Origin of the sequence: Bradyrhizobium erythrophlei (genome assembly GCF_900142985.1) — a bacterium.
GTDB lineage: Bacteria > Pseudomonadota > Alphaproteobacteria > Rhizobiales > Xanthobacteraceae > Bradyrhizobium > Bradyrhizobium erythrophlei_B.
The window spans coordinates 604,297-627,958 of record NZ_LT670849.1 but is presented as its reverse complement, the minus strand read 5'-3'; the positions used below and the strand labels follow the sequence as shown (position 1 = coordinate 627,958).

Sequence of the window (23,662 nt, the reverse complement as noted above, 5' to 3'; positions counted from 1 at the left end):
TGGCCTCAAATGGCGACGGCCCGCCTGAACAGACGGGCCTCATCACCAACCACGAAAATTACAGTACGATCGTAACCGAACCATGAAATATAGCGAACCCGTCGCCGAATACAAGGCGATTAAGTGCCGGTATTTCCTTGAAGATTTTGATTTCGGCCGGCGGGGTGCGAGAGCCTCACTGCGCCGCCGGCGCCGCGGCCTCCTGAGGCTGGACCGACGCTAGCTGCCCGGTCGGCGTCCAGCCGCCGCCGAGCGCCTGGAACAGGCTTGAGGCCGCAAGCAGCTTGTTCAGCCGCACTTGCGCCAAAGCGTTCTCGTTGGTGAGCAGCGTTTGCTGGGTTTGCAGCACGGTGATCAGATTGACCGTGCCGGCGCGCAGCTGGGTTTCCGAGACCTCGAACGCCTTTCGCGCAGAGGCCACGGCTTCAACCTCGAGCCGCTCCTGCAATGTCGATTGCTGAAGCGCCACCAGCGCCTTCTCGACGTCGGAGAAGGCCGAGAGCACGGCCTTTCGATAGGCTTGCAGGTTTTGCAACTGCACGCCCTTGGCCTGCTTCAACTGGCTCTCCAGCAGGAAGCCGTCGAACAGCGGCTGCGTCAGTCCGGCCGAGAGCGTGTAGAACCAGGCGCCCGGTCCGAACAGCGAGGCAAGCGCCGCGCTCTGCACGCCGGTTTGCGCGGTCAACTGGATCTGCGGGAAGAACGCGGCGCGCGCCGACTCGACGCTGAAGTTGGATGACGCCAGTTGCGCCTCGGCCTGGCGAATGTCCGGCCTCTGGTTGAGCAGTTCCGACGGCAGGCCCGGCGTCACCCGCGGAACGGCGACCTGCGTCATCGTTCCGCCCTTCACCGCGAAATTCGCCGGCGCGCGGCCGACCAGCACGGCGAGCGCGGCCATATTCTGCCGCAGCGTGATCTCGAGAGGCGGGATCGCCGCGCGTTCGGTCGCGACTTGCGTTTCCTGCTGCGACACGTCGAGTTGCGAGGCGGTGCCGCCGGCGAATTGCTGCTTGATCAGCGTCAGGATGCGTTCGGCGGCGGCGAGGTTACGCCGTGCGACGCGCAATTCGTCCTGGGCTGCGAGAATCTGGAAATAGGTGTTGGCAACGGTAACGATCGCGGTCAGCGTGACGACTTCGCGGTTATAGCGCGAGGCGGTCGCGCTCTCCTCGGCGGCGTGAAGCGTTGCGCGGTTCTTGCCCCAGAAGTCGACGATGTAGCTCGCTGTCAGCCCGAGGCTGAATTGCGAGAACGATGCGCCCGACGAGGTCGTGCCGAGGGGCAGGTTACTACCGTTGGACGCGCTACGGCTTCGCTCGGCATTGCCGGTCCCGCTGACGGACGGAAGCAGTGGCGCACCGTTGATGCCGACCTGCGCGTCGGCCTGGGCGATCTGGGCAATGGCGACGGCGATGTCGAGATTGTAGATCTGCGCGTTGTCCATCAGCGAAGTCAGTTCGCTCGATTTGAAGCCGCGCCACCAATCGATCGCGGGGACATGGGCGTCAGCCGCAGTGTGGCCGCCTTCGCGGTAGGTTGCCGGCACATCCAGATTGAGATCGGGATGCTCGGTTCCGAGGATGCAGCCCGACAGCGCCGGTCCGAGCAGCAAAGCGGAAATGGCAAAGGGAACTTTGCCAAGTCGGCGTGATGTCCGTCGTGATGCTTTACCGCTCATCGAAAATGCCAACTTCTACTCGCCCGGTTGCAGCCTGGTATCCGGGGCAAGCGGCGCCGCGCCACCCCGCAACCGTTGGCTCCAAAGCCGGAATCGATCCATATAAAGGTAGATTACCGGCGTTGAATAGAGCGTCAGCACCTGGCTGAGGATCAGTCCCCCGACAATTGCGATGCCAAGCGGCCGCCGCAGCTCGCTGCCCTCGCCAAGACCAAGCGCGAGTGGCACCGCGCCGAGCAGGGCCGCCATCGTCGTCATCATGATGGGCCGGAAGCGAAGCAGGCATGCCTCGTAAATCGCGTCCACCGAGCTGAGGCCGCGGTTACGCTCGGCCTCGAGTGCAAAATCGATCATCATGATCGCATTCTTCTTCACAATTCCGATCAGCAGAATGACACCGATCAGGGCCATGATGCTGAATTCGGTCCCGAACGCCATCAAGGCGAGCAAGGCGCCCACGCCCGCGGAAGGCAGGGTCGACAGGATCGTCAGCGGGTGAACGTAGCTCTCGTAGAGCACGCCGAGCACGATGTAGATCGTGACCAGCGCCGCAAGGACGAGGAACGGCTGATTCTTCAACGAATCCTGGAAGGCCTTGGCGGTTCCCTGGAAGGTGCCGCGAATGGTGGCGGGCACGCCGATCCGGTTCATCGAGGCTTCGATCGAGGTCACGGCCGAACTGAGCGAGCCGCCCGGTGGCAGGTTGAAGGAAATCGTGTTGGCGACCAAGAGGCCCTGGTGGTTCACGGCGAGCGGCGTCGCGCCTTGCGTGAAGCTCGCGACCGCCGACAATGGAATCATGGTCTCCTGGCCGGTGGAGACCGCCGAGCCGGTGGAGGACACGCCCTTACCCGTGGCGCCAATTGAATTGTTCGCCAGATTTCGCGCGGCCTGAGCATTGGCCGAGGTGGCCGAGGTTGCTTTGCCGACCGAGATGGTTCCGGCAACCGCGTTGGTTGATTGTGAACCGCCCACCGAGGCGCCCGACGTCGAGACCCAGACGTCTTTCAGCGTCTCCGGGTTCTGCCAGTATTGCGGTGCGACCTCCATGATCACGTGATACTGGTTACGCGCCACGTAGATCGTCGACACCTGTCGCTGCCCGAAGGCATCGTAGAGCGTATTGTCGACCTGGCTCACGGTGACACCGTACTGCGCGGCCTTGTCGCGGTCGATCACGAGATCGGATTCAAGCCCCTTGTTCTGCTGGTCGCTGTTGACGTCGGTCAGGTTGGGGTCGCTCTGGAGGGCAGCCGCGATCTTCGGCGTCCATTCGTTGAGTTCCTCGAAGGTCGGGCCCTGCAAGGTGAACTGATATTGCGCGTTGCTCGCGCGGCCGCCGACGCGAATATCCTGCACCGCCTGCAGAAAGAGGGTTGCGCCCGGTATCACCGCCATTTCGCGCCGCAGCCGCGTAATCACGCCGTCCGCGGAAATGTTGCGTTCGCCGAACGGCTTCAGCGAGACGAAAACGGAGCCGGAATTGGTCTGGCTGCCTCCGGTAAATCCAACGACGGTTTCGACGGCGGCGTCGCTTTTGATGATGTTGATGAATTGCGTGAGCTTCTTCTGCATCAACTGGAACGAGATGCTCTGATCGGCCTGGATCGAGCCGGTCAACCGGCCAGTGTCCTGCTGCGGGAAAAATCCCTTCGGAATGACGTAGTAGAGATAGCCGTTGAGGCCGAGCACGACGACTAGCGTCAATATCATCAAGGCGGGATGGCGAAGGGCCACCGCCAGTGTCCGGCGATAGACGCCGAGCATGGCGTCGAAAAACCGCTCGCTCATGCGATAGAGCCGCCCGTGTTCGCCGGTTTCGTGACGGAGCAGCACCGCGCACATCATCGGCGTGGTCGTCAGTGAAATTACCAGCGAGATCAGAATCGAGATCGAGATCACCATCGCGAATTCGCGGAACAGTCGGCCGATGATGCCGCCCATCAGAAGGATCGGGATGAATACCGCGATCAGCGAGATGCTCATCGACAGCACGGTAAATCCGACTTCGGCGGCGCCCTTCAGCGCGGCTTCCAGCGGAGACATGCCGTCTTCGACGTAGCGGGTGATGTTTTCGAGGACCACGATGGCATCGTCGACCACGAAACCCGTCGCAACCGTCAGCGCCATGAGCGAGAGATTGTCGAGGCTGTAGCCGAACAGATACATGGCCGCGAAGGTCGCGATCAGCGACACCGATACCGCCACGACGGGCACCAGCGTTGCACGCAAGTTGCGCAGGAAAGCGAAGACCACGAGGATCACGAGCAGCACGGCAATGATGAGGGTGCGCTCGACATCGCGCAGCGAGGCGCGGATCGTGATCGAGCGGTCGACGGCGAGGTTGATGTCGATGGCCGGCGAAACCGATGCCCTGAGCTGGGGCATGAGCCCCTTGACCAGATCGACGGTAGAAATGATGTTGGCGCCGGGCTGCCGGAAGAGAATGATCAGGACCGCCGGCTTGCCGTTGGCCAGTCCCGCATTGCGCAGATCTTCGACCGAATCGGTGACCTCGCCGACATCGGTCAGGCGGACCGGCGCGCCGTTGCGATAGGCGACGATCAGGGATTTGTAGTCGCCGGACTTGTTGGCCTGGTCATTGGCATAGACCTGATAGCGCTGGTCGCCGACGTCGATACCGCCTTTCGGGCTGTGCGCGTTGGCGCTGGAAAGCGCCGCCCGCACGTCCTCGAGGCCGACGCCGTATTTGTAGAGCGCCTGCGGGATGAGTTCGGCGCGCACCGCCGGCAGCGAACTGCCGCCGACGACCACTTCGCCGATGCCGTCGACCTGCGACAGCTTCTGCGCCAGCACGGTCGAAGCCGCATCATAGAGGTCGCCGCGGGTCATGGTGTCCGACGTCAGCGCCAGGATCAGGATCGGCGCGTCGGCGGGATTGACCTTGCGATAGGTCGGATTGCTTCGCAGGCTGGTCGGCAGGTCGGCCCGAGCAGCGTTGATCGCGGCCTGCACGTCGCGCGCGGCGCCGTTGATATCGCGGTTGAGGCCAAATTGCAGGGTAATGCGAACGCCGCCCACGGTGCTCGACGAGGTCATTTCGGTGACGTCGGCGATCTGCCCCAGATGACGTTCAAGCGGACTTGCGACCGTCGTCGCCACGTCCTGCGGGCTGCCGCCGGGCAGTGTCGCGCGGACGGAAATGGTGGGGAAGTCGACCTGCGGCAGCGGCGAGACCGGCAGCTTGAAGAACGCGACGATGCCGGCCGCCGCGAGACCAAAGGTAAGCAGCGTCGTTCCGATGGGCCGTCGAATGAATGGTGTTGAGGGACCCATCGGCGCCCCTCATTCCGCCGGCTGGGCGGACTCGCCCGAGCGGCCCGAGAAGCGGATCGCCAAACGATCGAACCAGAGATAGATCACCGGCGTCGTGAACAGCGTCAGCAACTGGCTGAGCAACAGGCCGCCGACGATCGAGATGCCGAGCGGATGACGCAGTTCGGAGCCCGCGCCGGTGCCGAGCATCAGCGGCAGGGCGCCGAGCACGGCGGCCATCGTCGTCATCAGGATCGGGCGGAAGCGCAACAGGCACGCCTGATAGATCGCCTCCCGGGGCGACTTGCCTTCGTGACGTTCGGCATCGAGCGCGAAGTCGATCATCATGATCGCATTCTTCTTCACGATGCCGATCAGGAGGATGATGCCGATAATGGCGACGATCGTCAGGTCGTCGCCAGCCATCATCAGCGCCAGCAGCGCGCCGATGCCGGCCGATGGCAGCGTCGAGAGAATCGTCAGCGGATGAATGAAGCTCTCATAGAGCACGCCCAGCACGATGTAGACGGTGATGATCGCCGCCAAAATCAGGAAGAGCTGATTGGAGAGCGAGGACTGAAATGCGAGTGCTGCGCCCTGGAAGCTGGTGATGACGCTGGGCGGCAGGTTGATGTCGGCCTGCGCCTGCTTGATCGCAGTGACGGCATCGCCGAGAGCCGCGCCCGGCGCAAGGTTGAACGACACCGTGGCCGACGGGAATTGCCCGAGATGCGATACCTGCAACGGCGCGGTTTCCTGGCGGAATTTGGCCAGTGTCGCCAGCGGCACCGGCGTGCTGCCGACCGAAGAGGGGAGATAGATGTCCGAAAGCGATTGCAGCGACGTTTGCAGACGCGGATCGGCCTCGAGGATGACGCGGTACTGGTTCGAGTTTGTGAAGATCGTGGAGACGATCCGCTGACCGTAGGAATCGTAGAGTGCGTTGTCGACGGTCGCCGGCGTGATGCCGAAGCGCGCGGCCTGGTCGCGGTCGATTTCGACAAAGACCGAAAGTCCCTGGTCGGAGATGTCGCTGGCGACGTCGCCGAGCTGCGGAAGTTCGCGCAGCTTGTCGATCAGTTTTGGCGTCCATTCGGAAAGCTGCGCCGGGTCGGCATCCTGCAAGATGAATTGATACTGCGTCTTGCTGACCGTGCCTTCGATCGTCAGGTCCTGCACCGGCTGCATATATAGAGTAATGCCGGCAAGCGAGGTGGTCGCGTTCTGAATCCGCCGCATCACGGTCGAGACGTCGGATTTGCGCTCGTTATACGGCTTGAGGTTGATCAGGATGCGCCCGTTGTTGAGCGTGTTGTTGGTCCCATCCACGCCGATGAACGAGGAAAGGCTGACGACGTCGGGATCCTTGAGGATGATCGAGGCGAGCTGCTGCTGCCGTTCGGCCATCGCCGCATACGACACAGACTGCGGTGCTTCGGAGATCGCCTGGATGACACCGGTGTCCTGAAGCGGGAAGAAGCCCTTCGGGATCACGACGTAGAGAAATCCTGTCAACACGAAGGTCGCGAGCGCGACCATCAGGGTAAAAGGCTGATGGTCGAGCACCCATGTCAGGGCGTGGCCATACATCTCCACGATCCAGTCGAACGCCTCGCGGCTGCGGCGCTGGAAGACGTTTTCCTGGTTGTGCGCTTCCGGCTTCAGCAGCTTGGCGCAAGCCATCGGCACCAGCGTCAGCGAAACCACCGCCGAGATCAGGATGGTGACCGAGAGCGTGATAGCGAATTCGCGGAACAGGCGGCCGACCACGTCCGCCATGAACAACAGCGGGATCAGCACCGCGATCAGCGAGACGGTCAACGAAATGATGGTGAAGCCGATCTGCTCGGAGCCTTTGAGGGCCGCCTGCAACGGGCTGTCGCCCTCTTCGAGATAGCGGGAGATGTTTTCGATCACGACGATGGCGTCGTCGACCACGAAGCCCGTCGCGATCGTCAGCGCCATCAGGGACAGGTTGTTGAGGCTGAACCCAAACAGGTACATGGCGCCGAGCGTGCCGACCAGCGACAGCGGCACCGACAGGCTCGGGATCAGCGTCGCCCGCGCGTTGCGCAGGAACACGAAGATCACGAGCACCACGAGAATGATGGCGAGCGTCAACTCGAACTCGACGTCCTCCACGGAAGCGCGGATGGTGACCGTGCGGTCGGTCAGGATGTTGACGTCGATGGCCGCCGGCAACGAAGCCTGCAATTGCGGCAACAGCGACTTGATGCCTTCGACCACGGCGATGACGTTGGCGCCGGGCTGGCGCTGGATGTTCATGATTATGGCAGGCGTTTCATTCATCCAGGCGCCGAGCTTGTCGTTCTGCGCGCCGTCGACGACGTCGCCGACGTCACTGAGGCGTACCGGCGAGCCGTTCTTGTAGGCGACGATCAGCGATTTGTAGTCGCTCGCGTTCCTGATCTGGTCGTTGGCGTTGATGGTGTAGGCGCGCATGGCGCCGTCGAAATTGCCTTTCGGCGTATTGACGTTGGCGTTGCCGAGCGTGGTGCGCAGGTCGTCGATGTTGAGGCCATAGGCGGCAAGCTTGCGGATGTCGGCCTGGATGCGCACCGCCGGCCGTTGTCCACCCGAGAGACTGACGAGGCCGACGCCGGGAAGTTGCGAGATTTTTTGCGCCAGCCGCGTGTCGACGAAGTCCTCGACGTCGGTCAGCTTCATCGTCTTCGAGGTCAGGCCGAGCGTGAGGATCGGCGCATCGGCCGGATTGACCTTGGCGTAGATCGGCGGCGCCGGAAGGTCGGCCGGAAGCAGGTTGCCGGCAGCGTTGATGGCGGCCTGAACCTCCTGTTCGGCGACGTCGAGCGAAATCGTCAGGCCGAATTGCAGGGTGATGACGGAGGCGCCGGCCGAACTGATCGAACTCATCTGGTTGAGGTTCGGCATCTGCCCGAACTGGACTTCCAGCGGCGCGGTGACGGAAGAGGTCATCACGTCCGGGCTCGCGCCCGGATAGAAGGTCTGGACCTGAATGGTCGGATAGTCGACTTCAGGAAGGGCTGCGACCGGCAGGAAGCGGAACGCCAGCAAGCCCGAAAGCATGATGGCGATCATCAGAAGCGTGGTTGCGACCGGTCGTAGGATGAACGGTTGCGAAGGGCTCATTGCTGTTGTCCGCCGTCGGAGCGCCGTTTTTTGCCACCGCCGGATTTGCTCGGGTCGGCCGCCGGCTGCCCCGGATTGGCTTGAACCGGAACGTTCTCCGACCGAATGATGATCTTGGCGCCGTCGCGAAGCTTGTCGGCGCCGTCGATCACGATGCGGTCGCCTTGCGCAAGACCGGACAGGATCTCGACGCGGTCGCCGTCGGTGACGCCAAGCTTGACCGGCCGAACCGATACCGTGCTGTCGGCATTGACGAGATAGACGAAGGTGCCCGGCGCGCCGCGCTGGATGCCCGCGGTCGACATCGTCGTCACGTCCTTATGGGTGTCGAGCAACAGGCGGATGTTGACGAACTGGTTCGGGTAAAGCAGCCGATCGTCATTGGGGAATTGCGCGCGCAGCTTGATCGTTCCGGTCGTCGGGTCGATCTGGCTGTCGAAGGTTTGCAGCGATCCGTCGGCGATCTTGCTGGCGCCGGTGCGATCGAGCGCGGTGGCGGGCAATACCGCGCCGGCCTGAAGGCGCTTGGCGATCGCCTGCAGATTGTCTTCCGGCACGGTGAACAGGACGCTGATCGGCTGCAACTGCGTGATGACGACGAGGCCATTGGTGTCGCCGGGCGTGACGTAGTTGCCCTGGTCGACCTGACGCAGGCCGACGCGGCCATCGAGCGGCGAGATGATGCGGCAATAAGCGAGGTTAACCTCGGCGGATTTCACCGAGGCCTTGTCGGCCTCGACCGTGCCCTGGTTCTGGGCGACCAGCGCAACTTGCGTATCGAGTGTCTGGCGCGGCACGGCGTTCTGCGCGGCGAGCCCCTGATATCGCGCAAGATCCACCTGCGCGCCCTTGAGCGCGGCTTCGTCGCGCGCCAGTTGGCCTCTGGCCTGCGCGAGTGTGGCTTCGTAGGGCCGCGGATCGATTTCCGCGATCAGGTCGCCTTTCTTGACTTCGATGCCTTCCGTGAAGTCAATTTTTTGCAGGTAGCCGCTGATCTGCGTGCGGACAGTCACGGTCGCAAGCGAAGTCACGGTGCCCAGCGCGTTGATGTTGATTCCGATGTCGCCCTTGCCGACGGCTTCAGGAACAATCGACATCGGCGCGGAATTGCGGCCGCGGCCGCCGTCTGGCGGCGGCGTGGCCTGCTTGGTCCACCAGACGATGCCGGCGACCACCAGCAGGATGACGATGGATGTCAGGACAAAGCGCCGCGCCGACCGCGGTTTGGCGGTCTGCGTCGAACCAAGCGAAGGTGCTTCCTGAAGATTCTTGATCGGTTGGTTCATGGACCTGCCATCAGATGAGAGGTGGTGCGCGGGGTCTTCCGCAATTAGTCGCAGGAACCGCCTCCAGGGTCCGCTGGCAACCTTATTTGACCGTTCTCGCTTATAGTTGTCGCATTAACAATCGGAAAGAATTGCACTTTTGGTTCGGATCCGACCGCGAGGCAACAGTCAAAATGTCGTTCGAACCGTTCGCATGGTTCAAAGACCAAGGCGGGCGATATCGCCCAAACTGTATATTTTTATCTGATCCGGGGGCCGCGACAAGGCCGCGCGCCCCGGCCAGCCGGGCGGGCAGGCGTGGGCAATCGACGCCATCCTGGCGCGGGCAAGGCGGTGCAGTTTCAGGCGGCGGCATCCAGGAGGCTGAACGAACCTCTGACCAGGGCTTTGCGTCCCTTTTCCGTGATGGCAGGTACCCGGCCGTCGATGCTGACGAGGCCAAGCGTGACCAGATCGCCGAGCGCCAGCCGGGTGGGGGTGGGCAACCCCGCGATGGGCATGCGAAGGGCTTTCAACGCTTCCCATTGGTCGGGTCTGAGATCGAAATCGTTCTCGTCGCTCATGCTGCCTCGATTCGAGTAGCTACCGCGTGCTGCTCTCTACGACCGGTGCGTGAATCCGATGCGACCACAATGCGTCGGCAATTGGTTTGCGCACGCAACTTTTCTTGAATCGCTCTGCGCCGGAAAATTTTGGTAACGCGATTGTCACATCTGCGTGTCAATGGACCATGTTAGCCATCGCGAATCGCGTGGCGATATGGGTTGCCCGCCTGCTCGGATGAAAACACTGAACGTAGCTGCGCCGACGAAATCACCTGGCAAGGGTAGCAGGCTGAAGGGCCTCGGCATTGTCGTCAGCATTGCTATCGCAGCGGTTGCGATTTTTGCGCTGACCCACACGCTGAAGAGCATCGACACCAAAGAAGTATTCGAGGTCATCAGACACACGGATATTTCGCTCATCGCGATCGCCGCGGGGCTGGTGATCACTTCCTACGCCAGCCTGACCTTTTACGATCTGCTGGCGTTGCGGACCATCGGCCGCACCGGCATTTCCTATCGGACCGCGGCATTGGCCAGCTTTACCAGCTACCCGATCGCGCACGGCATCGGCGCCGTTTCGCTGATCTCGCCGGTGATCCGCTACCGGGTCTATTCGTACCATGGCCTCAGCGCCTTCGAAGTCGCCAATATCTGCTTTCTGACCGGGATGACGTTCTGGCTCGGCAACCTGACCGCTCTCGGGATCGGTTTGTTCTTCGCGCCTGACGCCATCAGCCTCGTCGATTTCTTGCCGCCGAAGGTCAATCAGTGGATCGCCATGGCGCTGCTGCTGGGAGTCGTCGGTTTCCTGAGCTGGTGCTGGTTTCCGCGCAACATTGGCACCAAGCGCTGGCCTGTTCGGCTTCCTTCGGGGCCATTGGTGCTGCTGCAGATCGTGATCGGCATCTTCGATCTCGGCGCTGCGGCGCTGGCGATGTACGTGTTGATTCCGGTGGGCCCGAATATCGGGATCTTCCCGATCATGGCCGTTTTCATCGCCGCGACGCTACTGGGCTTTGCGAGCCACACCCCGGCGGGCATTGGCGTTTTCGATGCGACGTTCCTGATCGGGCTCGGCAAGGACGACAAGGAGCCGCTGGTGGCGGCGCTGTTGATGTTCCGCCTGATGTATCACTTCCTGCCCTTTATATTTGCGTTGTGCGTGTTTGGTGCCGTCGAGGGATGGCGCAGTTTGCGGTGCAGAGAAAATAAGCGGACAGAGGACCACTAGGGACTAGCGGCCGGCTCACACCGGCGAACCGAGCTTCAGTCCGACCATTCCTGCGACGATCAGCGTCAGACAGATGATCCGCACCGGATCGGTCGGCTCGCTGAAGATCACCATTCCGACGATGATGCTGCCGGCCGCGCCGATACCGGTCCAGATCGCATAGGCCGTGCCGAAGGGCAGCGAGCGAAGCGCGAACGACATCAGCGCGAAGCTTGCCAGAATGGCCACTGCGGTGGCGACCGTCGGCCAGAACCGGGTGAGGCCGTCGGAATATTTCAGTCCGAAAGCCCAGGCGATCTCGAACAGACCCGCCGCGAATACCGCAAGCCAGCCGGTCACAGCGACCTCGACAAAACGGCAACGCCAGATGGTGCGCCGCGAGGCGGCGTTTCGATCCCCGAAGTGATGCCGGGACCCTGGGCTGGAGCCGACATGATTCGTCCTCGTCGCGGTTGGTCGTGATCCTCCTTGCGATGTTCGCGCGACATGCATGTGACAGCGAAAACCAATTAGGGGTTCAAACATCCTTCTCGCCACTGCATTCGAAGCCGTTGTCGCAAAACTGAAGCGAGCGCGCGGTATTCTGGTCGAATTGTTGATTCGAGGTTCGGATGAACAGCCAGCTCATCGCAGATGCCGTTCACGACAGCAAAAGCGTTGTCGAGGCGACGATCTGGGCCCGGCTGTATGCGTTCTGGCTCCGTCGCCTGGTCTATACCCAGATCTGGGAAGACCCGGTCGCCGATCTTGCGGCGCTTCGTTTAGCCATAGGTTCCACCATCGTCACGATCTCTTCGGGTGGATGCAACGCGCTGTCCTATCTGATGGCGCAGCCGGCGCAGGTCTATGCGGTCGACCTCAACGGCGCGCATCTTGCACTGCTCAAGCTCAAGCTGGCGGGCTTGCGCGCCTTTTCCAACTATTCGGATTTCTGGCAATTCTTCGGAGAAGCCAGTTCGCCGGCCAATTCAGATCTCTACCGCGACCGGCTGCGGCCACTGCTGGATGCGCAGGCGCGAAACTATTGGGACAAGCGAACCACCACCGGCCGTTCGCGCCACGCCTATTTCACCGATGGATTCTACCGCCACGGCATGCTCGGCCGGTTCATCGGCTTTGCGCATTTTGTCGCGAAATTGTCGGGGATCGATCCTGCGATACTTTTGAATGGCAGGCCGGATGCGCCCGCGCGGATTGAAGCGCTGGAGCGGCTGGATCGCGTCTGTCATTCGTGGTTTGCCCGTTTGATCACGGCAACGCCCGCGCTCCTGTTCAGCCTCGGCATCCCGCCGCGGCAGCGCGCGTTATTGGGCGGTGGCGCCCCCTTGAACGACGTACTCCACAAACGCCTGTTGTGTCTGATCGACGGTCATCCGAACGAAACCAATTATTTCGCCTGGCAGGCATTGCATCGCGCCTATATCGGTCCGGGAGATCGGTGCTTGCCGCCTTATCTTCAGCGCCGCCAATACGAGCGCATGCGCAACGGCGCGGGCCTGATCATTCCGCATCACGCCAGTCTCAAACAATTTCTCGATAGCCTGCCGGCGCGCGAGGTCGATGCCGTCATCCTTCTGGACTCGCAGGACTGGATGGCCGCCGACGAAATTCGCAAGCTTTGGACTGCGATCGATCGCGCGGGCTCCGACAACGTCCACGTGATCTTCCGCACCGCCGGGGAGGCATCGCCGATCGAAGGTGAGGAGCTCGCATCGCTGCGGCGGACGTGGCAGCGCGACGATGAACGAAGCGCGGTCGGATTTGCGCTGGATCGCTCAGGTATCTACGGCGGCTTCCACTGCTACGGCCGGCGCTGAGCGCAGCGATCACGCGGCCTTGACGCTGGCCGGTGCGATCAGCGAAGCGGCGACCGCGCCTGCGGCTTCCACATACGCGGGATCACGGTGAACGAGCATTACCGAGGCCGCGCCATCGAGTAGCACGACGATGCTTCGAGCCACCGCTTGCGCGTTAGCGGCGCCGTCGCGGGCGAGTGCCTCCGCAAGCCAGGCCTCGAAACGTTTCTTGTGCGCGGCGCCGACCTTGAGCGCCGGATGTCCCGGCGTACTCGCCAACTCGGCAGCGGTACGCAGAAAACCGCAACCCTTCCATTTCATCGTATTGGTCGCGCGCGCGAATTCGGCAAACAGTCCGCGGACCTTGTCGGCAGCGGATCCCGGCGTTTCCTCGAACCAGCGCGCATAAAGACTGAGCGTCGGCTGGTCGCGCGACTCCAGATAGGCGGCGATCAATTCGTCCTTGCTGCGGAAGTGGTAGTACAGCGTCTTCTTGGTGACGCCGGCCTTTTCGGCAATGGCATCGACGCTCGCGGCGCGAATGCCCTCATCGTAAAACAGGCGGGCGGCGGCTGCGACGATACGGTCGCGCGTTTGATCCGAATTCATGGGCATTCGCTGATGTATACTGTCTAGTGAGTGTATCAAAATCCGACGTGGAATTACCTGTTGCTTCCGTCAAACAAAATCAAGAGACCAAGATGTCGGAATTGGTACTTTGCGAAACCCGCAACGCGGTGGCGATCCTCACACTGAACCGGCCGGAAAAGCTCAACGCGCTGAATTACGCGCTCGTTGACCGGATCAAGGAACGGTTAGATGCAATCGAGGGCGATTCCAGCGTTCGGGCCGTGATCCTGACCGGGGCAGGCGAGCGGGCGTTTTCCGCCGGCGCCGATATCACGGAGTTCTCACAGACGCTGCGGGAGGGGCCGGATGCCGCGGTCAGGGCCTTCGTCCGCAGGGGACAATCGATGACGGCGCGCATCGAATCCTTCCCAAAGCCCGTCATCGTTGCCGTGAATGGAATTGCGTTCGGCGGCGGCTGCGAAATCACCGAAGCCGCGCATCTGGCGGTCGCCAGCGAACAGGCGAGCTTCGCCAAGCCGGAAATCAATATCGGCATTCCGCCGACCTTCGGCGGCACGCAGCGGCTGCCCCGTCTGGCCGGCCGCAAGCGCGCGCTCGAATTGTTGCTGACGGGGGATACCTTTTCGGCCCGGCATGCCCTGGAGATCGGCCTCGTCAACCGCATCGTGGCGCACGAGGACCTTTTGCCGTCAGCGCTGGAACTGGCCGGCCGTATCCTGCGGCATTCGCCGCTGGCGGCTGCGCGCATTCTCACCGCGGTCACACGCGGGTTGAACGCGACGATCGGTGAGGGGCTGGAAATCGAGAGCGAGCAATTCGCGCGCATGGCACCGACCCGTGACACGCGCGAAGCCCTCGATGCCTGGCTCGTTCGGCGTTCGCCGAACTATCAGGCCAGATAGCCTGGAAGAGGCGCGGCCACGAATTGCGGCGCGCTTGCTTCTCACTCCGCGAGACTGGAATAGGGCGTCGCCGGTACCTGGGCCTCGATCGCCTTTTCGTCCTGCACGATTTTCGGCTTGCGCAGCCAGACGTAGATCTGGGCGGCGAGCAGCACGACGCATATCAAGAGGAAGAACGCGCTGATCGGGCGCTCGATGAAGGTCATCAGATCGCCGCGCGAGATCAAAAGACTGCGGCGGAAGTTTTCCTCGAACCGCGGCCCCAGCACGAAGCCGAGCAGGATCGGAGCGGGGTGGAAATCCAGCCGCAGCAGGATGTATCCGACAATACCGATCACCAGCGTCTCGCCGACCTGGAACATGTCGTTGCTGGCGGCATAGACGCCGATGCAGACGAAGAACATCGCGCTCGGATAGAGGTAACGGTAGGGAATGCTGAGCAGCTTCACCCACAGGCCGATCATCGGCACGTTGAGAACAACCAGCAGGATGTTGCCGATCCAGAAGCTCGCGATCAGGCCCCAGAAGATGTCGGCGTGCTGGGTGATGAGCTGCGGTCCCGGCACGATGCCGTGAATGATCAGTGCGCCCAACAGCAGCGCCATCACGGTGTCGCCGGGGATGCCGAGACTCATGGTCGGAATGAAGTCACCCTGCACCGAGGAATGCGTCGAAGCTTCGGGGCAGGCGACGCCTTCGATCGCGCCGCGTCCGAAGCGCTCCGGTGTCTTCGAGATCTTCTTTTCGGTGGCGTAGGAGACGAACGAGGCAATCGTCGGCCCCGTGCCCGGGATCAGCGCGCAAAGGCTGCCGATCAGCGTGCCGCGGATCATCGGGAAGAACGCCTTCTTGAGGTCGGCCTTCGACGGGAACATGTCGGAAAGGCCGACCTTGGCGTAGCGCATGTCCACGGTTTCGGTGTTGTTGATGCTGTTCATGAACTCGGCGACGCCGAACATGCCGAGCGCGAGCGCAACGATCTCGATGCCGTCGAACAGTTCAGTGATGCCGAAGGTGAAGCGCGGCTGGCCGGTCTCGATATCGGACCCGACGATGCCGACCAAGAGGCCGAACACCGTCATGGCGATACCCTTGAGCGGGGAGCCCTTGGCGAGCGTCGACCCTGCGAGCAGGCCCACCAGCATCAGCGAGCACACTTCGGCCGGGCCGAATTCCAGCGCCATCTTCACCAAAAACGGCGCCAGGAAAATCATCTCGGTGATGCCGAAGGAAGCGCCGACAAAGGAGGCGATGACGGTGATGCCGAGCGCGGTGCCGCCTTTGCCTTGTTTGGTCAGCGGAAAGCCGTCCAGACAGGTGACGGCGTGTGGCGGATGACATGGCAGGTTGAGCAGGATCGAACAGATCGCTCCGCCATATTGGGCGCCGTAATACACACCCGACAGCATCAGGATCGCCGGGACCGGATGGATGCCAAAGGTAAGCGGCAGCAGGATCGAGATGGTGGCGACCGGGCCCATGCCCGGCAGCACGCCGACCAGATTGCCGACCAGCACGCCGAGGAAACAATACATCAGGTTGTGCGGCTCGAGCGCGACGCCAAAGCCGTACCATAGATCGGTAAGCGCGGTCGAAATCACAGGTTCACTCCGCGCAGCAACGGGAAGGGAATGTTCAGGAGATAGTGGAACAGCAGCACGCCAAACACGGTGACGCCCAGGGCAAGGACAAGTGACGATTTATACGTCGCCGTCTTGTCGCCGAGCGCGCTCACGAACACGCAGGCGAACACCGCCGGGATCATCCCGCCATAATATCCGAGGACGATGAACAGAACGGGGCCTGCGAGAATGCAGAACCATCCGAACCATTGCGGGTTGTCGGGCAGGAATTTGCTGTCGTCGGGCTCTGAGGACAAAAGGGCGGTGCCGGCAATCAGGATGCCGATGAAGGCAAGCACGATGCCGAGCACGACCGGCATGAAGCCGGGGCCCATTCTGGCGAGGCTGCCGAATTTGTAGCCGGATCCCGTCACCGCCGCGCCGATCCCGAGCAACATCATCAGGCCGCCGGCATAATAATCCCGTTTCCAGGTAAACTTTCCCGACAACAGCTTCTCTCCCAAACCTTATTTGGCCGCGACCCTACCCGCAGCAGCCAGACCTGTCGATATGGCCACGTTTCACGTTTCCAGAGGGGAAGGAACCGACATTCGTCTAACAGACTAGACCAGTTTATCGAGCGATAAAAACGACAAAATAGCGCAGGCCAGCGGGCCGGTCCTTGCCGATATCGCGGCGCGGTATCGCCGCGGCGCTTTCGAGCGGCGAGCATGTTTTGAGCAGGCTTTCGCCAAGGCCGTCTGATTGCGGTCGATCGGCCTATGCCGGGGTAGCAAAAGGCCATAGAAATCGGCTATCGAAGAGAAAGAATCCCTCAGAATGCGTCATTACGGGTGTCTTGAATGAGCCAACTGATCGTCCACGCCGGAGACTTCACCTTCCAGGCCCGCTTTGAAGAACAGTTGGCGCCCAAAACCTGTGCGGCCTTCCGCAAGGCCATGCCGTTCAACAGCGAATTCGTCCATGTGCGCTGGAGCGGCGAGGGGGTCTGGATGCCGCTCGGCGATCTCGACTTTGGCGTCGGCTATGAGAACCACACGAGCTATCCGGCCCCGGGCCAGATGATCCTTTATCCCGGCGGCATCAGCGAGACCGAGATTTTGCTCGCCTATGGCGGCGTGCATTTTGCCAGCAAAATGGGCCAGCTTGCCGGCAATCACTTCATCACCCTGACGTCGGGTCTTGAGAACCTGTACACGCTCGGCAGGACGGTGCTCTACAAAGGCGCGCAAAAGGTTCGCATCGAGGAAGCCTGAAATGGCCGGGGGCGGGTATCCCAGGGACCTCCGTGGCTACGGCCGCAATCCGCCTCATCCGCATTGGCCCGGAAATGCCCGCATTGCCGTGCAGTTCGTGCTGAATTTCGAAGAAGGCGGCGAGAACAACATCCTGCACGGCGATCGAGCTTCGGAGGCGTTTCTGTCGGACGTGCTCGGCGCACAGCCATGGCCGGGGCAACGCCACGCCAACATCGAATCGATGTTCGAATACGGCTCGCGCGCGGGCTTCTGGCGGCTGTGGCGGATTTTCACGGAGCGAAAACTGCCGGTCACGGTGTTCGGCGTGGCCACCGCCTTGAAGCGAAACCCGGAAGTGGTCGCCGCGATGAAGGAGGCGGACTGGGACATTGCCAGCCACAGCCTGAAATGGGTCGAGCACAAGGACATGTCGGAGGCGGAGGAGCGGGTCGAGATCGCCGACGCCATCCGCATGCATACCGAAGTGACCGGGGAGCGTCCGCTCGGCTGGTACACCGGCCGCACCTCGATCAACACCGTTCGCCTGGTGATGGAAGCCGGAGGATTTCTTTATTCCTGTGACTCTTACGCCGACGACCTGCCGTACTGGATCAAGGGCGCGGCCGGACCGCATCTGGTCATTCCCTATAGCCTCGATCTCAACGACATGCGCTTCGTCAACGCGCAGGGCTTCGGCAATGGCGAGCAGTTCTTCTCCTATCTCAAGGACAGTTTCGACGTGCTCTATGCCGAAGGCGAGACCTCGCCGAGAATGATGTCGATCGGCCTGCATTGCCGGCTGATCGGCCGTCCCGGCCGCGCCGCGGCGCTGATCCGGTTTCTCGATTACATCGCAAGCCACGAGCGGGTCTGGGTCCCGACCAGGCTGCAAATCGCCCAGCACTGGCACGCGAATCTTTCCCATCTGGCGGCCAATGCGCCGCAAGTAGGCTAGCCGTCATGGGCGCGACCGACGCAAGAAATGCCGCGAAGACCGCGCCGCTCGGCGAGGAAATCGTCGGCCGGATCAATCGGCTGGCGGAGATTTCGGAGACGCCCGACAATCTGACGCGCGTTTTCCTCACGCCGCAGCATCGCACCGCGGCCGATCTGATCATGAGCTGGATGCGCGAAGCCGGCATGAGCGCCAAACTCGACGCGATCGGCAATGTTTGCGGCCGCTACGAAGGCGAACGGCCGGGCCTGCCATGCCTGATGCTGGGTTCGCACTACGATACGGTACGTGACGCCGGCAAATGGGATGGCCCGCTCGGCGTGATCACGGCGATTTCCTGCGTCGCGGATTTGAACAGGCGCGGCCGCCGCTTTCCGTTTGCGATCGAAGTCGTCGCCTTTGCCGACGAGGAGGGGGTTCGCTTCGCTTCGACCTTGCTTGGCAGCCGCGCGGTGGCGGGGACCTTCAACGAGCGTGTGCTGACTTCAAAGGACAGCGCCGATATTTCGATGCGCGAGGCGATGGTCCAGTTCGGCCTCGATCCGGATCATATCGGCGCGGCGGCCAGGGTTCGTGGTGAACTGCTCGCCTATGTCGAGCTGCACATCGAGCAGGGGCCGGTACTCGAAGCCAAGAACTTGCCGGTCGGTGTCGTCAGCGCGATTGCCGGCGCGACGCGGCTCGCCGCACGCGTGACCGGCATGGCCGGTCACGCCGGGACGGTGCCGATGGAGCTGAGGCGCGACGCGCTGGCCGGTGCCGCCGAACTCATCTCCAAGATTGAACAGCTATGCCTGACCGACGGGCGCGGACTGGTCGGCACCGTCGGCTATATCCATGCTTCGCCCGGAGCGACCAATGTCATTCCCGGACAGGCCCATTTTACGATCGATCTGCGCGCGCCGACGGACGTGCATCGCGGTCGCGCGCTGACCGATATCTCCCGGAACCTCGAAGCGATCGCCAAGCGCCGAAATCTTGAACTGCGGCTGGACGTGACGCACGAGAACCGCACCGTGCCCTGCGCGCCATGGCTGAAGACGCAGATTGCGGAGGCGGTCGCCGCCGAAGGCTATCCCGTCTTTGAGCTTCCAAGCGGCGCGGGCCACGACGGCATGGCGATGGTCGACATTGCCGACGTCGCCATGGTGTTCGTGCGCTGCCGCGGCGGCATCAGCCACCATCCCGACGAACATGTTGAGCTGGCCGATGCCGACGCCGGCGCGCGGGTGTTGCTGCGCGTGATCGAGAATTTTCGCCCCAACAGCTAGAAGTAGACCGCTAGCCCGCCGTTACGTCCACGACTTCCGCCCCGTCGAGCACCTGGTGCGCCTTGGCATAGTCGAGGTCGCCTTCCCAGGCGGCGACGACGACGGTGGCGACACAATTGCCGATCAGGTTGCCGAGCGCACGCGCCATGCCGATGAACCAGTCGACGGAAAGCACCAGCACCAGCCCGATCGCGGGAATGCTCGGCACCGCGTTCAGCGTGGCGGCAAGAATGACGATCGCCGAACCCGGTACGCCGTGCGCGCCCTTGGAGGTGACCAGCGAGATGCCGAGCACCAGCATCAGGTCGCCGAAGGACAGCGGGACGTTCGTCGCCTGCGCGATGAAGACCACGGCCAGCGTCAGGTAGATCGAGAACGCGTCCAGATTGAAGGAATAGCCGGTCGGAATCACAAGTCCGACCACGGAATCCTTCACGCCGAGCCGTTCAAGCTTGCGCATGATCTGCGGCAGCACCGCGTCCGATGACGCGGTTGCGAGCACGATCGTCAGCTCCTCCCGCAGGTAACTTAAGAACTTGAAAATGTTCAGCCCGCAAAACGCCATCACGGCGCCGAGCACGCCGAGAACGAAGATGGCGACGGAGACGTAGAACAAGGCGACCAGCGAGACGAGCTGCTTGAGCGAGCCGACACCGTATTTGCCGACGGTGTAGGCGACCGCGCCGAGCACGCCGAGCGGCGCGACGCGGACGATCAGTCCCATCGCGCGGAACAGCACCGTCGAGACCGCGTCGACCATGGAGGCGACCTTCTCGCCTTTTTCACCGCCGACCAGCGCGAGGCTGACGCCGAAGATGATCGCGAAGAACAGCACCTGCAACACGTCGTTGCGCGACAGCGCATCGAAGGAGGTCGTCGGGATGATATTCAGGAGGAAGGAGCCGATGCCTTCGCCTTTGAGGTTTTTCGCCCTGTCGGCATAGCTGCCGAGCGCATTGGCATCGAGGTGCGAGGTATCAATGTTCATGCCGTGGCCGGGCCCGAAGATAAAGGCGAGCAGCAGGCCGACGACCAGCGCTACCGTCGTCATCGTCTCGAAATAGATCAGCGCCTTGACGCCGACCCGACCGACCTTCTTGAGGTCGCCTGCGCCCGCGATGCCGTGAACGACGACGCAGAACACGATCGGCGCAACGATCATGGTGATCAGTTTGAGGAAGGCGTCGCTCAGGATCTTCAGGCTGATGGCGAAATCGGGCGTCGCCATCCCCAGAACGATGCCCAGGACAAGGGCCATCAGGACTTGCGCGAATAACGAGGTGTAGATCGGCTTTCGCGCGACCGGCGCCGCGGTTGTGATTGTGGCCATCGAACGTCCCCCCTTAATCGATGTCTGAAACAGGATGTGAGTGAAGCAGCAAAATCCGCGCCAGAAGCTTCAAAGCCGGTCCCGATCTCGCCGGGATGGGCGAAAAAGCCAATGTTTCAGTCCAATGGACGGCGGTCAACACGGCAACAGGCAAGCACACGAGTTGTGTTTCCGACCGCCTGAGACGAACTCGCCTGCCGAGGCTGATGACGCGTGAGGCAGGCGCGACAACGCTCAACGAATAAGCAAACAGGCGATGAAAGTCGCGCGGCGGTATCCGTCAAGCTGCCGATCCGAATCCCCAACTGGCTGAAAACAGGAAAGATTTTTTCGTGAGGTTCGGCCGAAGCGCATTGTACACAATGGCACGCGCCTTGCTTAGTTGTGCCGGAACCTTGCTTCCACGTTTTCAGAGTTCTTTTGCCTCGGGGGGCGTAACTGATGGCGGCTTCAAAGCAACTGACAGGCATCGTGCTCGCCGAACCGGAGCCGATCCAACTCGATTGGTCGGCGACCGCGCTCGTCATCATCGATATGCAGCGCGATTTCATGGAGCCCGGTGGTTTCGGCGAGACGCTCGGTAACGACGTGTCGCGGCTGGCTACCGCCGTCAAGCCGATCGCCTCAGTGCTGAAGGCCGCGCGCGACACGGGGATGCTGGTCGTTCACACCCGCGAAGGCCATTTGCCCGATTTGTCGGATGCGCCGCCGGCAAAGGTGGAGCGTGGCGCGCCGAGTTTGCGGATCGGCGATCCCGGCCCGATGGGACGCATCCTGATCCGCGGCGAGGCGGGGCACGACATCATTCCCGAACTCTATCCGCTCAAGGACGAGGTCGTCATCGACAAGCCTGGCAAGGGCGCGTTCTACGCCACCGAGCTCGGCGATATCCTGAAGAAATACGGCGTCGAAAATCTGCTGGTCTGCGGCGTCACCACAGAAGTCTGCGTCAATACGACCGTTCGCGAAGCAAACGACCGCGGCTATCGATGCGTCGTACTGTCAGACGGATGCGCTTCCTATTTTCCTGAATTCCACGAGATGGGCCTCAAGATGATCAAGGCCCAGGGTGGCATCTTCGGCTGGGTCGCAGACTCGGCTGCGGTTCTTCAAGCGATGAAATCGGAGACTTCACACGCATTAGCAGGGGCAGCAAAATGAGTACGAGCATTCTTTCAGGAAAGAGCGACTTCAAGCCGGCATTATGGACTCCCGGCGACTGGAACGCCTTCTTCGGTTTCGGCACCAACATTCTGGTCAACATGCTCGTGCTCACGGGGCTGTTGCGCTTTGTGCTGAAGATGCCGGATTCGCTGGTGTTCGGCCGTATCCTTCCGGCACTCGGCCTGATGATGTGCCTGTCGACCTTCTATTACGCTTTCCTCGCCTACCGCCTGGCGCAGAAGACCGGACGCTCCGACGTCTGCGCGCTGCCCTCCGGCGTCAGCGTACCGCACATGTTCATTGTGACCTTCGTGATCATGCTGCCGATCACGTTGAAGACCGGCGATCCGCTGAAAGGCTGGTCGGCAGGTCTGGTATGGGTGTTCTTCCAAAGCTTCATCCTGATGATCGGCGGCTTCATTGCCCCCTACATCCGCAAGATCACGCCGCGCGCGGCGCTGCTCGGCACGCTGGCCGGCGTGTCCGTGACCTTCATTTCGATGCGGCCGGCGCTTGAGATGTACATGACGCCGCAGATCGGTCTGATTTGTTTCGCGATCATTCTCGTGAGCTGGTTCGGCGGCGTGAAATACCTCAAGGGCATTCCGGCCGGACTGGTCGCGATTGCCGCCGGCATGCTGATTGCCTGGGGATCGAACCTCTTCGGTCTGGGAATTGGCGGGATGAGCGTCAAAGGCCTCGGCGATGCCTTTGCCAGTTTCGGCTTCTCGGTGCCGCTGCCCGCGGTCGGCCAGGTATTTTCCGGGTTCGAATTCCTCGGCATCATCCTGGTGACGGCTATTCCCTTCGGCATCTACGATCTCGTGGAGGCCATGGACAACGTCGAAAGCGCCGAAGCCGCGGGCGACGAATATCCGACCACGCGCGTTCTCACCGCCGACGGCGTCGTCAGCCTGATCGGTTGCCTGATGGGCAACCCCTTCATCAACGCCGTCTATATCGGCCATCCCGGCTGGAAGGCGATGGGAGGCAGGATCGGCTATTCGGCCGCGACCGGCCTCATGGTGGTCGTTCTGTCGTGGTTCGGCATCATCTCGGTGATGTTGGCGCTCGTTCCCGTGGTCGCGATTTCGCCGATCCTGCTCTACATCGGCATGCTGATCGGGGCGCAGGCGTTCCAGACCACGCCGATCAAGCATGCGCCCGCGGTCGTGGTGGCGCTGACGCCGCATCTGGCCGCGTGGGCCAAGCTTCAGGTCGATACCATGCTGGGGGCGACCGTCACGGCAGCCCAGACGGTCGGCGGGCTGGCCGGCGACAAGGTCGGCGACGTCAAGGCGGCAGCACTCGCATCATTGCCGCAACAGGGCGTGCTCTATCATGGGCTGGAGGTGATGGGCGGCGGCTCGATCATCGCAGGCCTGATCCTGGGTGCGATCGCCGTGTTCATCATCGAGCGCGATTTCGTGAAGGCCTCTGCCTTCTCGTTCGCAGGCGCGGTGCTGACCTACTTCGGCTTCATGCATGGCGAAGCGGTCGGCGTCGGCGGTGGTTTCGGTGTCACACCCAGCGTGGCACTGGCCTATGCGGTGATTGCCGCCGGCTTCTTCGCGGTCGGAAAATACGGCAGCAGCAGCGTTTCGTATATGCCGCAGCATGATATCCCAATGGCAGCGCCCGCGGAGTAATCGTGGTCTAACGCTGCGTCAGCACTGAATTGGCC

General features: G+C 62.2%; 18 protein-coding genes. 8 read left to right on the top strand and 10 right to left on the bottom strand.

Annotated features, from left to right (window positions below; translation table 11 throughout):
* Positions 1-175: 175 nt before the first annotated feature.
* From BUA38_RS02760 to BUA38_RS02740, 5 genes are all read right to left on the bottom strand, one after another.
* The gene (locus BUA38_RS02760; protein WP_072816602.1) at positions 176-1,678 is read right to left on the bottom strand and encodes an efflux transporter outer membrane subunit; all 1,503 of its coding nucleotides are present in this window, start codon (positions 1,676-1,678) and stop codon (positions 176-178) included.
* Positions 1,679-1,693: 15 nt separating this feature from the next.
* Positions 1,694-4,975 (bottom strand): efflux RND transporter permease subunit, encoded by a 3,282-nt coding sequence (locus tag BUA38_RS02755; RefSeq protein ID WP_072816601.1) that lies wholly within the window; start codon positions 4,973-4,975, stop codon positions 1,694-1,696.
* Between the two features lie 9 nt (positions 4,976-4,984).
* The gene (locus tag BUA38_RS02750) at positions 4,985-8,086 is read right to left on the bottom strand and encodes an MdtB/MuxB family multidrug efflux RND transporter permease subunit (protein WP_072816600.1); all 3,102 of its coding nucleotides are present in this window, start codon (positions 8,084-8,086) and stop codon (positions 4,985-4,987) included.
* On the bottom strand, positions 8,083-9,372 hold the full coding sequence (locus tag BUA38_RS02745) for an efflux RND transporter periplasmic adaptor subunit (protein WP_072816599.1): 1,290 nt from the start codon (positions 9,370-9,372) through the stop codon (positions 8,083-8,085). Before BUA38_RS02745 ends, BUA38_RS02750 begins: the two co-directional genes overlap by 4 nt.
* A 341-nt stretch (positions 9,373-9,713) precedes the next feature.
* A complete protein-coding gene (locus tag BUA38_RS02740) occupies positions 9,714-9,935 on the bottom strand; it encodes a hypothetical protein (protein ID WP_072816598.1) in 222 nt (73 codons plus the stop codon).
* Between the two features lie 217 nt (positions 9,936-10,152).
* Here BUA38_RS02740 and BUA38_RS02735 point away from each other — a divergent pair, with 217 nt between their 5' ends.
* Entirely contained in the window at positions 10,153-11,148 is a 996-nt protein-coding gene (locus tag BUA38_RS02735) for a lysylphosphatidylglycerol synthase transmembrane domain-containing protein (RefSeq protein ID WP_083587409.1), read from the top strand.
* A 15-nt stretch (positions 11,149-11,163) separates the two neighbouring features.
* Here BUA38_RS02735 and BUA38_RS02730 read toward each other — a convergent pair whose 3' ends face one another.
* Positions 11,164-11,487, bottom strand: coding sequence for a DMT family transporter (locus BUA38_RS02730; protein ID WP_072816597.1), 324 nt, complete (start codon positions 11,485-11,487; stop codon positions 11,164-11,166).
* 272 nt (positions 11,488-11,759) lie between these two features.
* On the opposite strand from BUA38_RS02730, the gene BUA38_RS02725 reads away from it, so the two are divergent.
* Positions 11,760-12,965 (top strand): DUF3419 family protein, encoded by a 1,206-nt coding sequence (locus BUA38_RS02725; RefSeq protein WP_072816596.1) that lies wholly within the window; start codon positions 11,760-11,762, stop codon positions 12,963-12,965.
* Between the two features lie 9 nt (positions 12,966-12,974).
* Here the strand turns inward: BUA38_RS02725 and BUA38_RS02720 are convergent, their stop codons facing one another.
* Entirely contained in the window at positions 12,975-13,559 is a 585-nt protein-coding gene (locus BUA38_RS02720; protein WP_072816595.1) for a TetR/AcrR family transcriptional regulator, read from the bottom strand.
* An 86-nt stretch (positions 13,560-13,645) separates the two neighbouring features.
* Here BUA38_RS02720 and BUA38_RS02715 point away from each other — a divergent pair, with 86 nt between their 5' ends.
* The gene (locus tag BUA38_RS02715) at positions 13,646-14,437 is read left to right on the top strand and encodes a crotonase/enoyl-CoA hydratase family protein (RefSeq protein WP_072816594.1); all 792 of its coding nucleotides are present in this window, start codon (positions 13,646-13,648) and stop codon (positions 14,435-14,437) included.
* A 41-nt stretch (positions 14,438-14,478) separates the two neighbouring features.
* On the opposite strand, the gene BUA38_RS02710 is transcribed toward BUA38_RS02715, so the two are convergent.
* Complete coding sequence (locus BUA38_RS02710; protein ID WP_425304962.1) at positions 14,479-15,972, bottom strand: tripartite tricarboxylate transporter permease; 1,494 nt, start codon at positions 15,970-15,972, stop codon at positions 14,479-14,481.
* 62 nt (positions 15,973-16,034) lie between these two features.
* Positions 16,035-16,508 carry a tripartite tricarboxylate transporter TctB family protein gene (locus BUA38_RS02705; protein WP_244553178.1) on the bottom strand — a complete coding sequence of 158 codons (474 nt, stop codon included), beginning with the start codon at positions 16,506-16,508 and terminating at the stop codon, positions 16,035-16,037.
* 354 nt (positions 16,509-16,862) lie between these two features.
* Between BUA38_RS02705 and BUA38_RS02700 the strand changes: the two genes are divergently transcribed.
* Genes BUA38_RS02700 through BUA38_RS02690 form a run of 3 tightly spaced genes read left to right on the top strand, consistent with a single transcriptional unit; the run spans position 16,863 to position 19,484 of the window.
* Complete coding sequence (locus BUA38_RS02700; protein WP_072816592.1) at positions 16,863-17,276, top strand: DUF3830 family protein; 414 nt, start codon at positions 16,863-16,865, stop codon at positions 17,274-17,276.
* 1 nt (position 17,277) lies between these two features.
* Positions 17,278-18,213: an allantoinase PuuE gene (gene puuE, locus BUA38_RS02695; RefSeq protein ID WP_072816591.1), complete on the top strand. Its 936-nt coding sequence runs from the start codon at positions 17,278-17,280 to the stop codon at positions 18,211-18,213.
* Positions 18,214-18,218: 5 nt separating this feature from the next.
* On the top strand, positions 18,219-19,484 hold the full coding sequence (locus BUA38_RS02690; RefSeq protein ID WP_072816590.1) for an allantoate amidohydrolase: 1,266 nt from the start codon (positions 18,219-18,221) through the stop codon (positions 19,482-19,484).
* A gap of 10 nt (positions 19,485-19,494) precedes the next feature.
* Here BUA38_RS02690 and BUA38_RS02685 read toward each other — a convergent pair whose 3' ends face one another.
* Positions 19,495-20,814, bottom strand: a complete 1,320-nt coding sequence (locus tag BUA38_RS02685; protein ID WP_072816589.1) for a dicarboxylate/amino acid:cation symporter — start codon at positions 20,812-20,814, stop codon at positions 19,495-19,497.
* Positions 20,815-21,255: 441 nt separating this feature from the next.
* Here BUA38_RS02685 and BUA38_RS02680 point away from each other — a divergent pair, with 441 nt between their 5' ends.
* Both BUA38_RS02680 and BUA38_RS02675 read left to right on the top strand, forming a co-directional pair.
* Positions 21,256-21,975: a cysteine hydrolase family protein gene (locus BUA38_RS02680; protein ID WP_425304942.1), complete on the top strand. Its 720-nt coding sequence runs from the start codon at positions 21,256-21,258 to the stop codon at positions 21,973-21,975.
* A complete protein-coding gene (locus BUA38_RS02675) occupies positions 21,972-23,627 on the top strand; it encodes a regulator (RefSeq protein ID WP_072816587.1) in 1,656 nt (551 codons plus the stop codon). Before BUA38_RS02680 ends, BUA38_RS02675 begins: the two co-directional genes overlap by 4 nt.
* Positions 23,628-23,662: the final 35 nt, after the last annotated feature.

What these genes read in the sequence shown, in the direction of transcription:
- BUA38_RS02760 (WP_072816602.1), bottom strand. Translation starts at nt 1,678, where the DNA reads ATGAGCGGTAAAGCATCACGACGGACATCACGCCGACTTGGCAAAGTT.
- BUA38_RS02755 (WP_072816601.1), bottom strand. Translation starts at nt 4,975, where the DNA reads ATGGGTCCCTCAACACCATTCATTCGACGGCCCATCGGAACGACGCTG.
- BUA38_RS02750 (WP_072816600.1), bottom strand. Translation starts at nt 8,086, where the DNA reads ATGAGCCCTTCGCAACCGTTCATCCTACGACCGGTCGCAACCACGCTT.
- BUA38_RS02745 (WP_072816599.1), bottom strand. Translation starts at nt 9,372, where the DNA reads ATGAACCAACCGATCAAGAATCTTCAGGAAGCACCTTCGCTTGGTTCG.
- BUA38_RS02740 (WP_072816598.1), bottom strand. Translation starts at nt 9,935, where the DNA reads ATGAGCGACGAGAACGATTTCGATCTCAGACCCGACCAATGGGAAGCG.
- BUA38_RS02735 (WP_083587409.1), top strand. Translation starts at nt 10,153, where the DNA reads ATGAAAACACTGAACGTAGCTGCGCCGACGAAATCACCTGGCAAGGGT.
- BUA38_RS02725 (WP_072816596.1), top strand. Translation starts at nt 11,760, where the DNA reads ATGAACAGCCAGCTCATCGCAGATGCCGTTCACGACAGCAAAAGCGTT.
- BUA38_RS02720 (WP_072816595.1), bottom strand. Translation starts at nt 13,559, where the DNA reads ATGCCCATGAATTCGGATCAAACGCGCGACCGTATCGTCGCAGCCGCC.
- BUA38_RS02715 (WP_072816594.1), top strand. Translation starts at nt 13,646, where the DNA reads ATGTCGGAATTGGTACTTTGCGAAACCCGCAACGCGGTGGCGATCCTC.
- BUA38_RS02710 (WP_425304962.1), bottom strand. Translation starts at nt 15,972, where the DNA reads ATGTATTGTTTCCTCGGCGTGCTGGTCGGCAATCTGGTCGGCGTGCTG.
- BUA38_RS02700 (WP_072816592.1), top strand. Translation starts at nt 16,863, where the DNA reads ATGAGCCAACTGATCGTCCACGCCGGAGACTTCACCTTCCAGGCCCGC.
- puuE (WP_072816591.1), top strand. Translation starts at nt 17,278, where the DNA reads ATGGCCGGGGGCGGGTATCCCAGGGACCTCCGTGGCTACGGCCGCAAT.
- BUA38_RS02690 (WP_072816590.1), top strand. Translation starts at nt 18,219, where the DNA reads ATGGGCGCGACCGACGCAAGAAATGCCGCGAAGACCGCGCCGCTCGGC.
- BUA38_RS02685 (WP_072816589.1), bottom strand. Translation starts at nt 20,814, where the DNA reads ATGGCCACAATCACAACCGCGGCGCCGGTCGCGCGAAAGCCGATCTAC.
- BUA38_RS02680 (WP_425304942.1), top strand. Translation starts at nt 21,256, where the DNA reads ATGGCGGCTTCAAAGCAACTGACAGGCATCGTGCTCGCCGAACCGGAG.
- BUA38_RS02675 (WP_072816587.1), top strand. Translation starts at nt 21,972, where the DNA reads ATGAGTACGAGCATTCTTTCAGGAAAGAGCGACTTCAAGCCGGCATTA.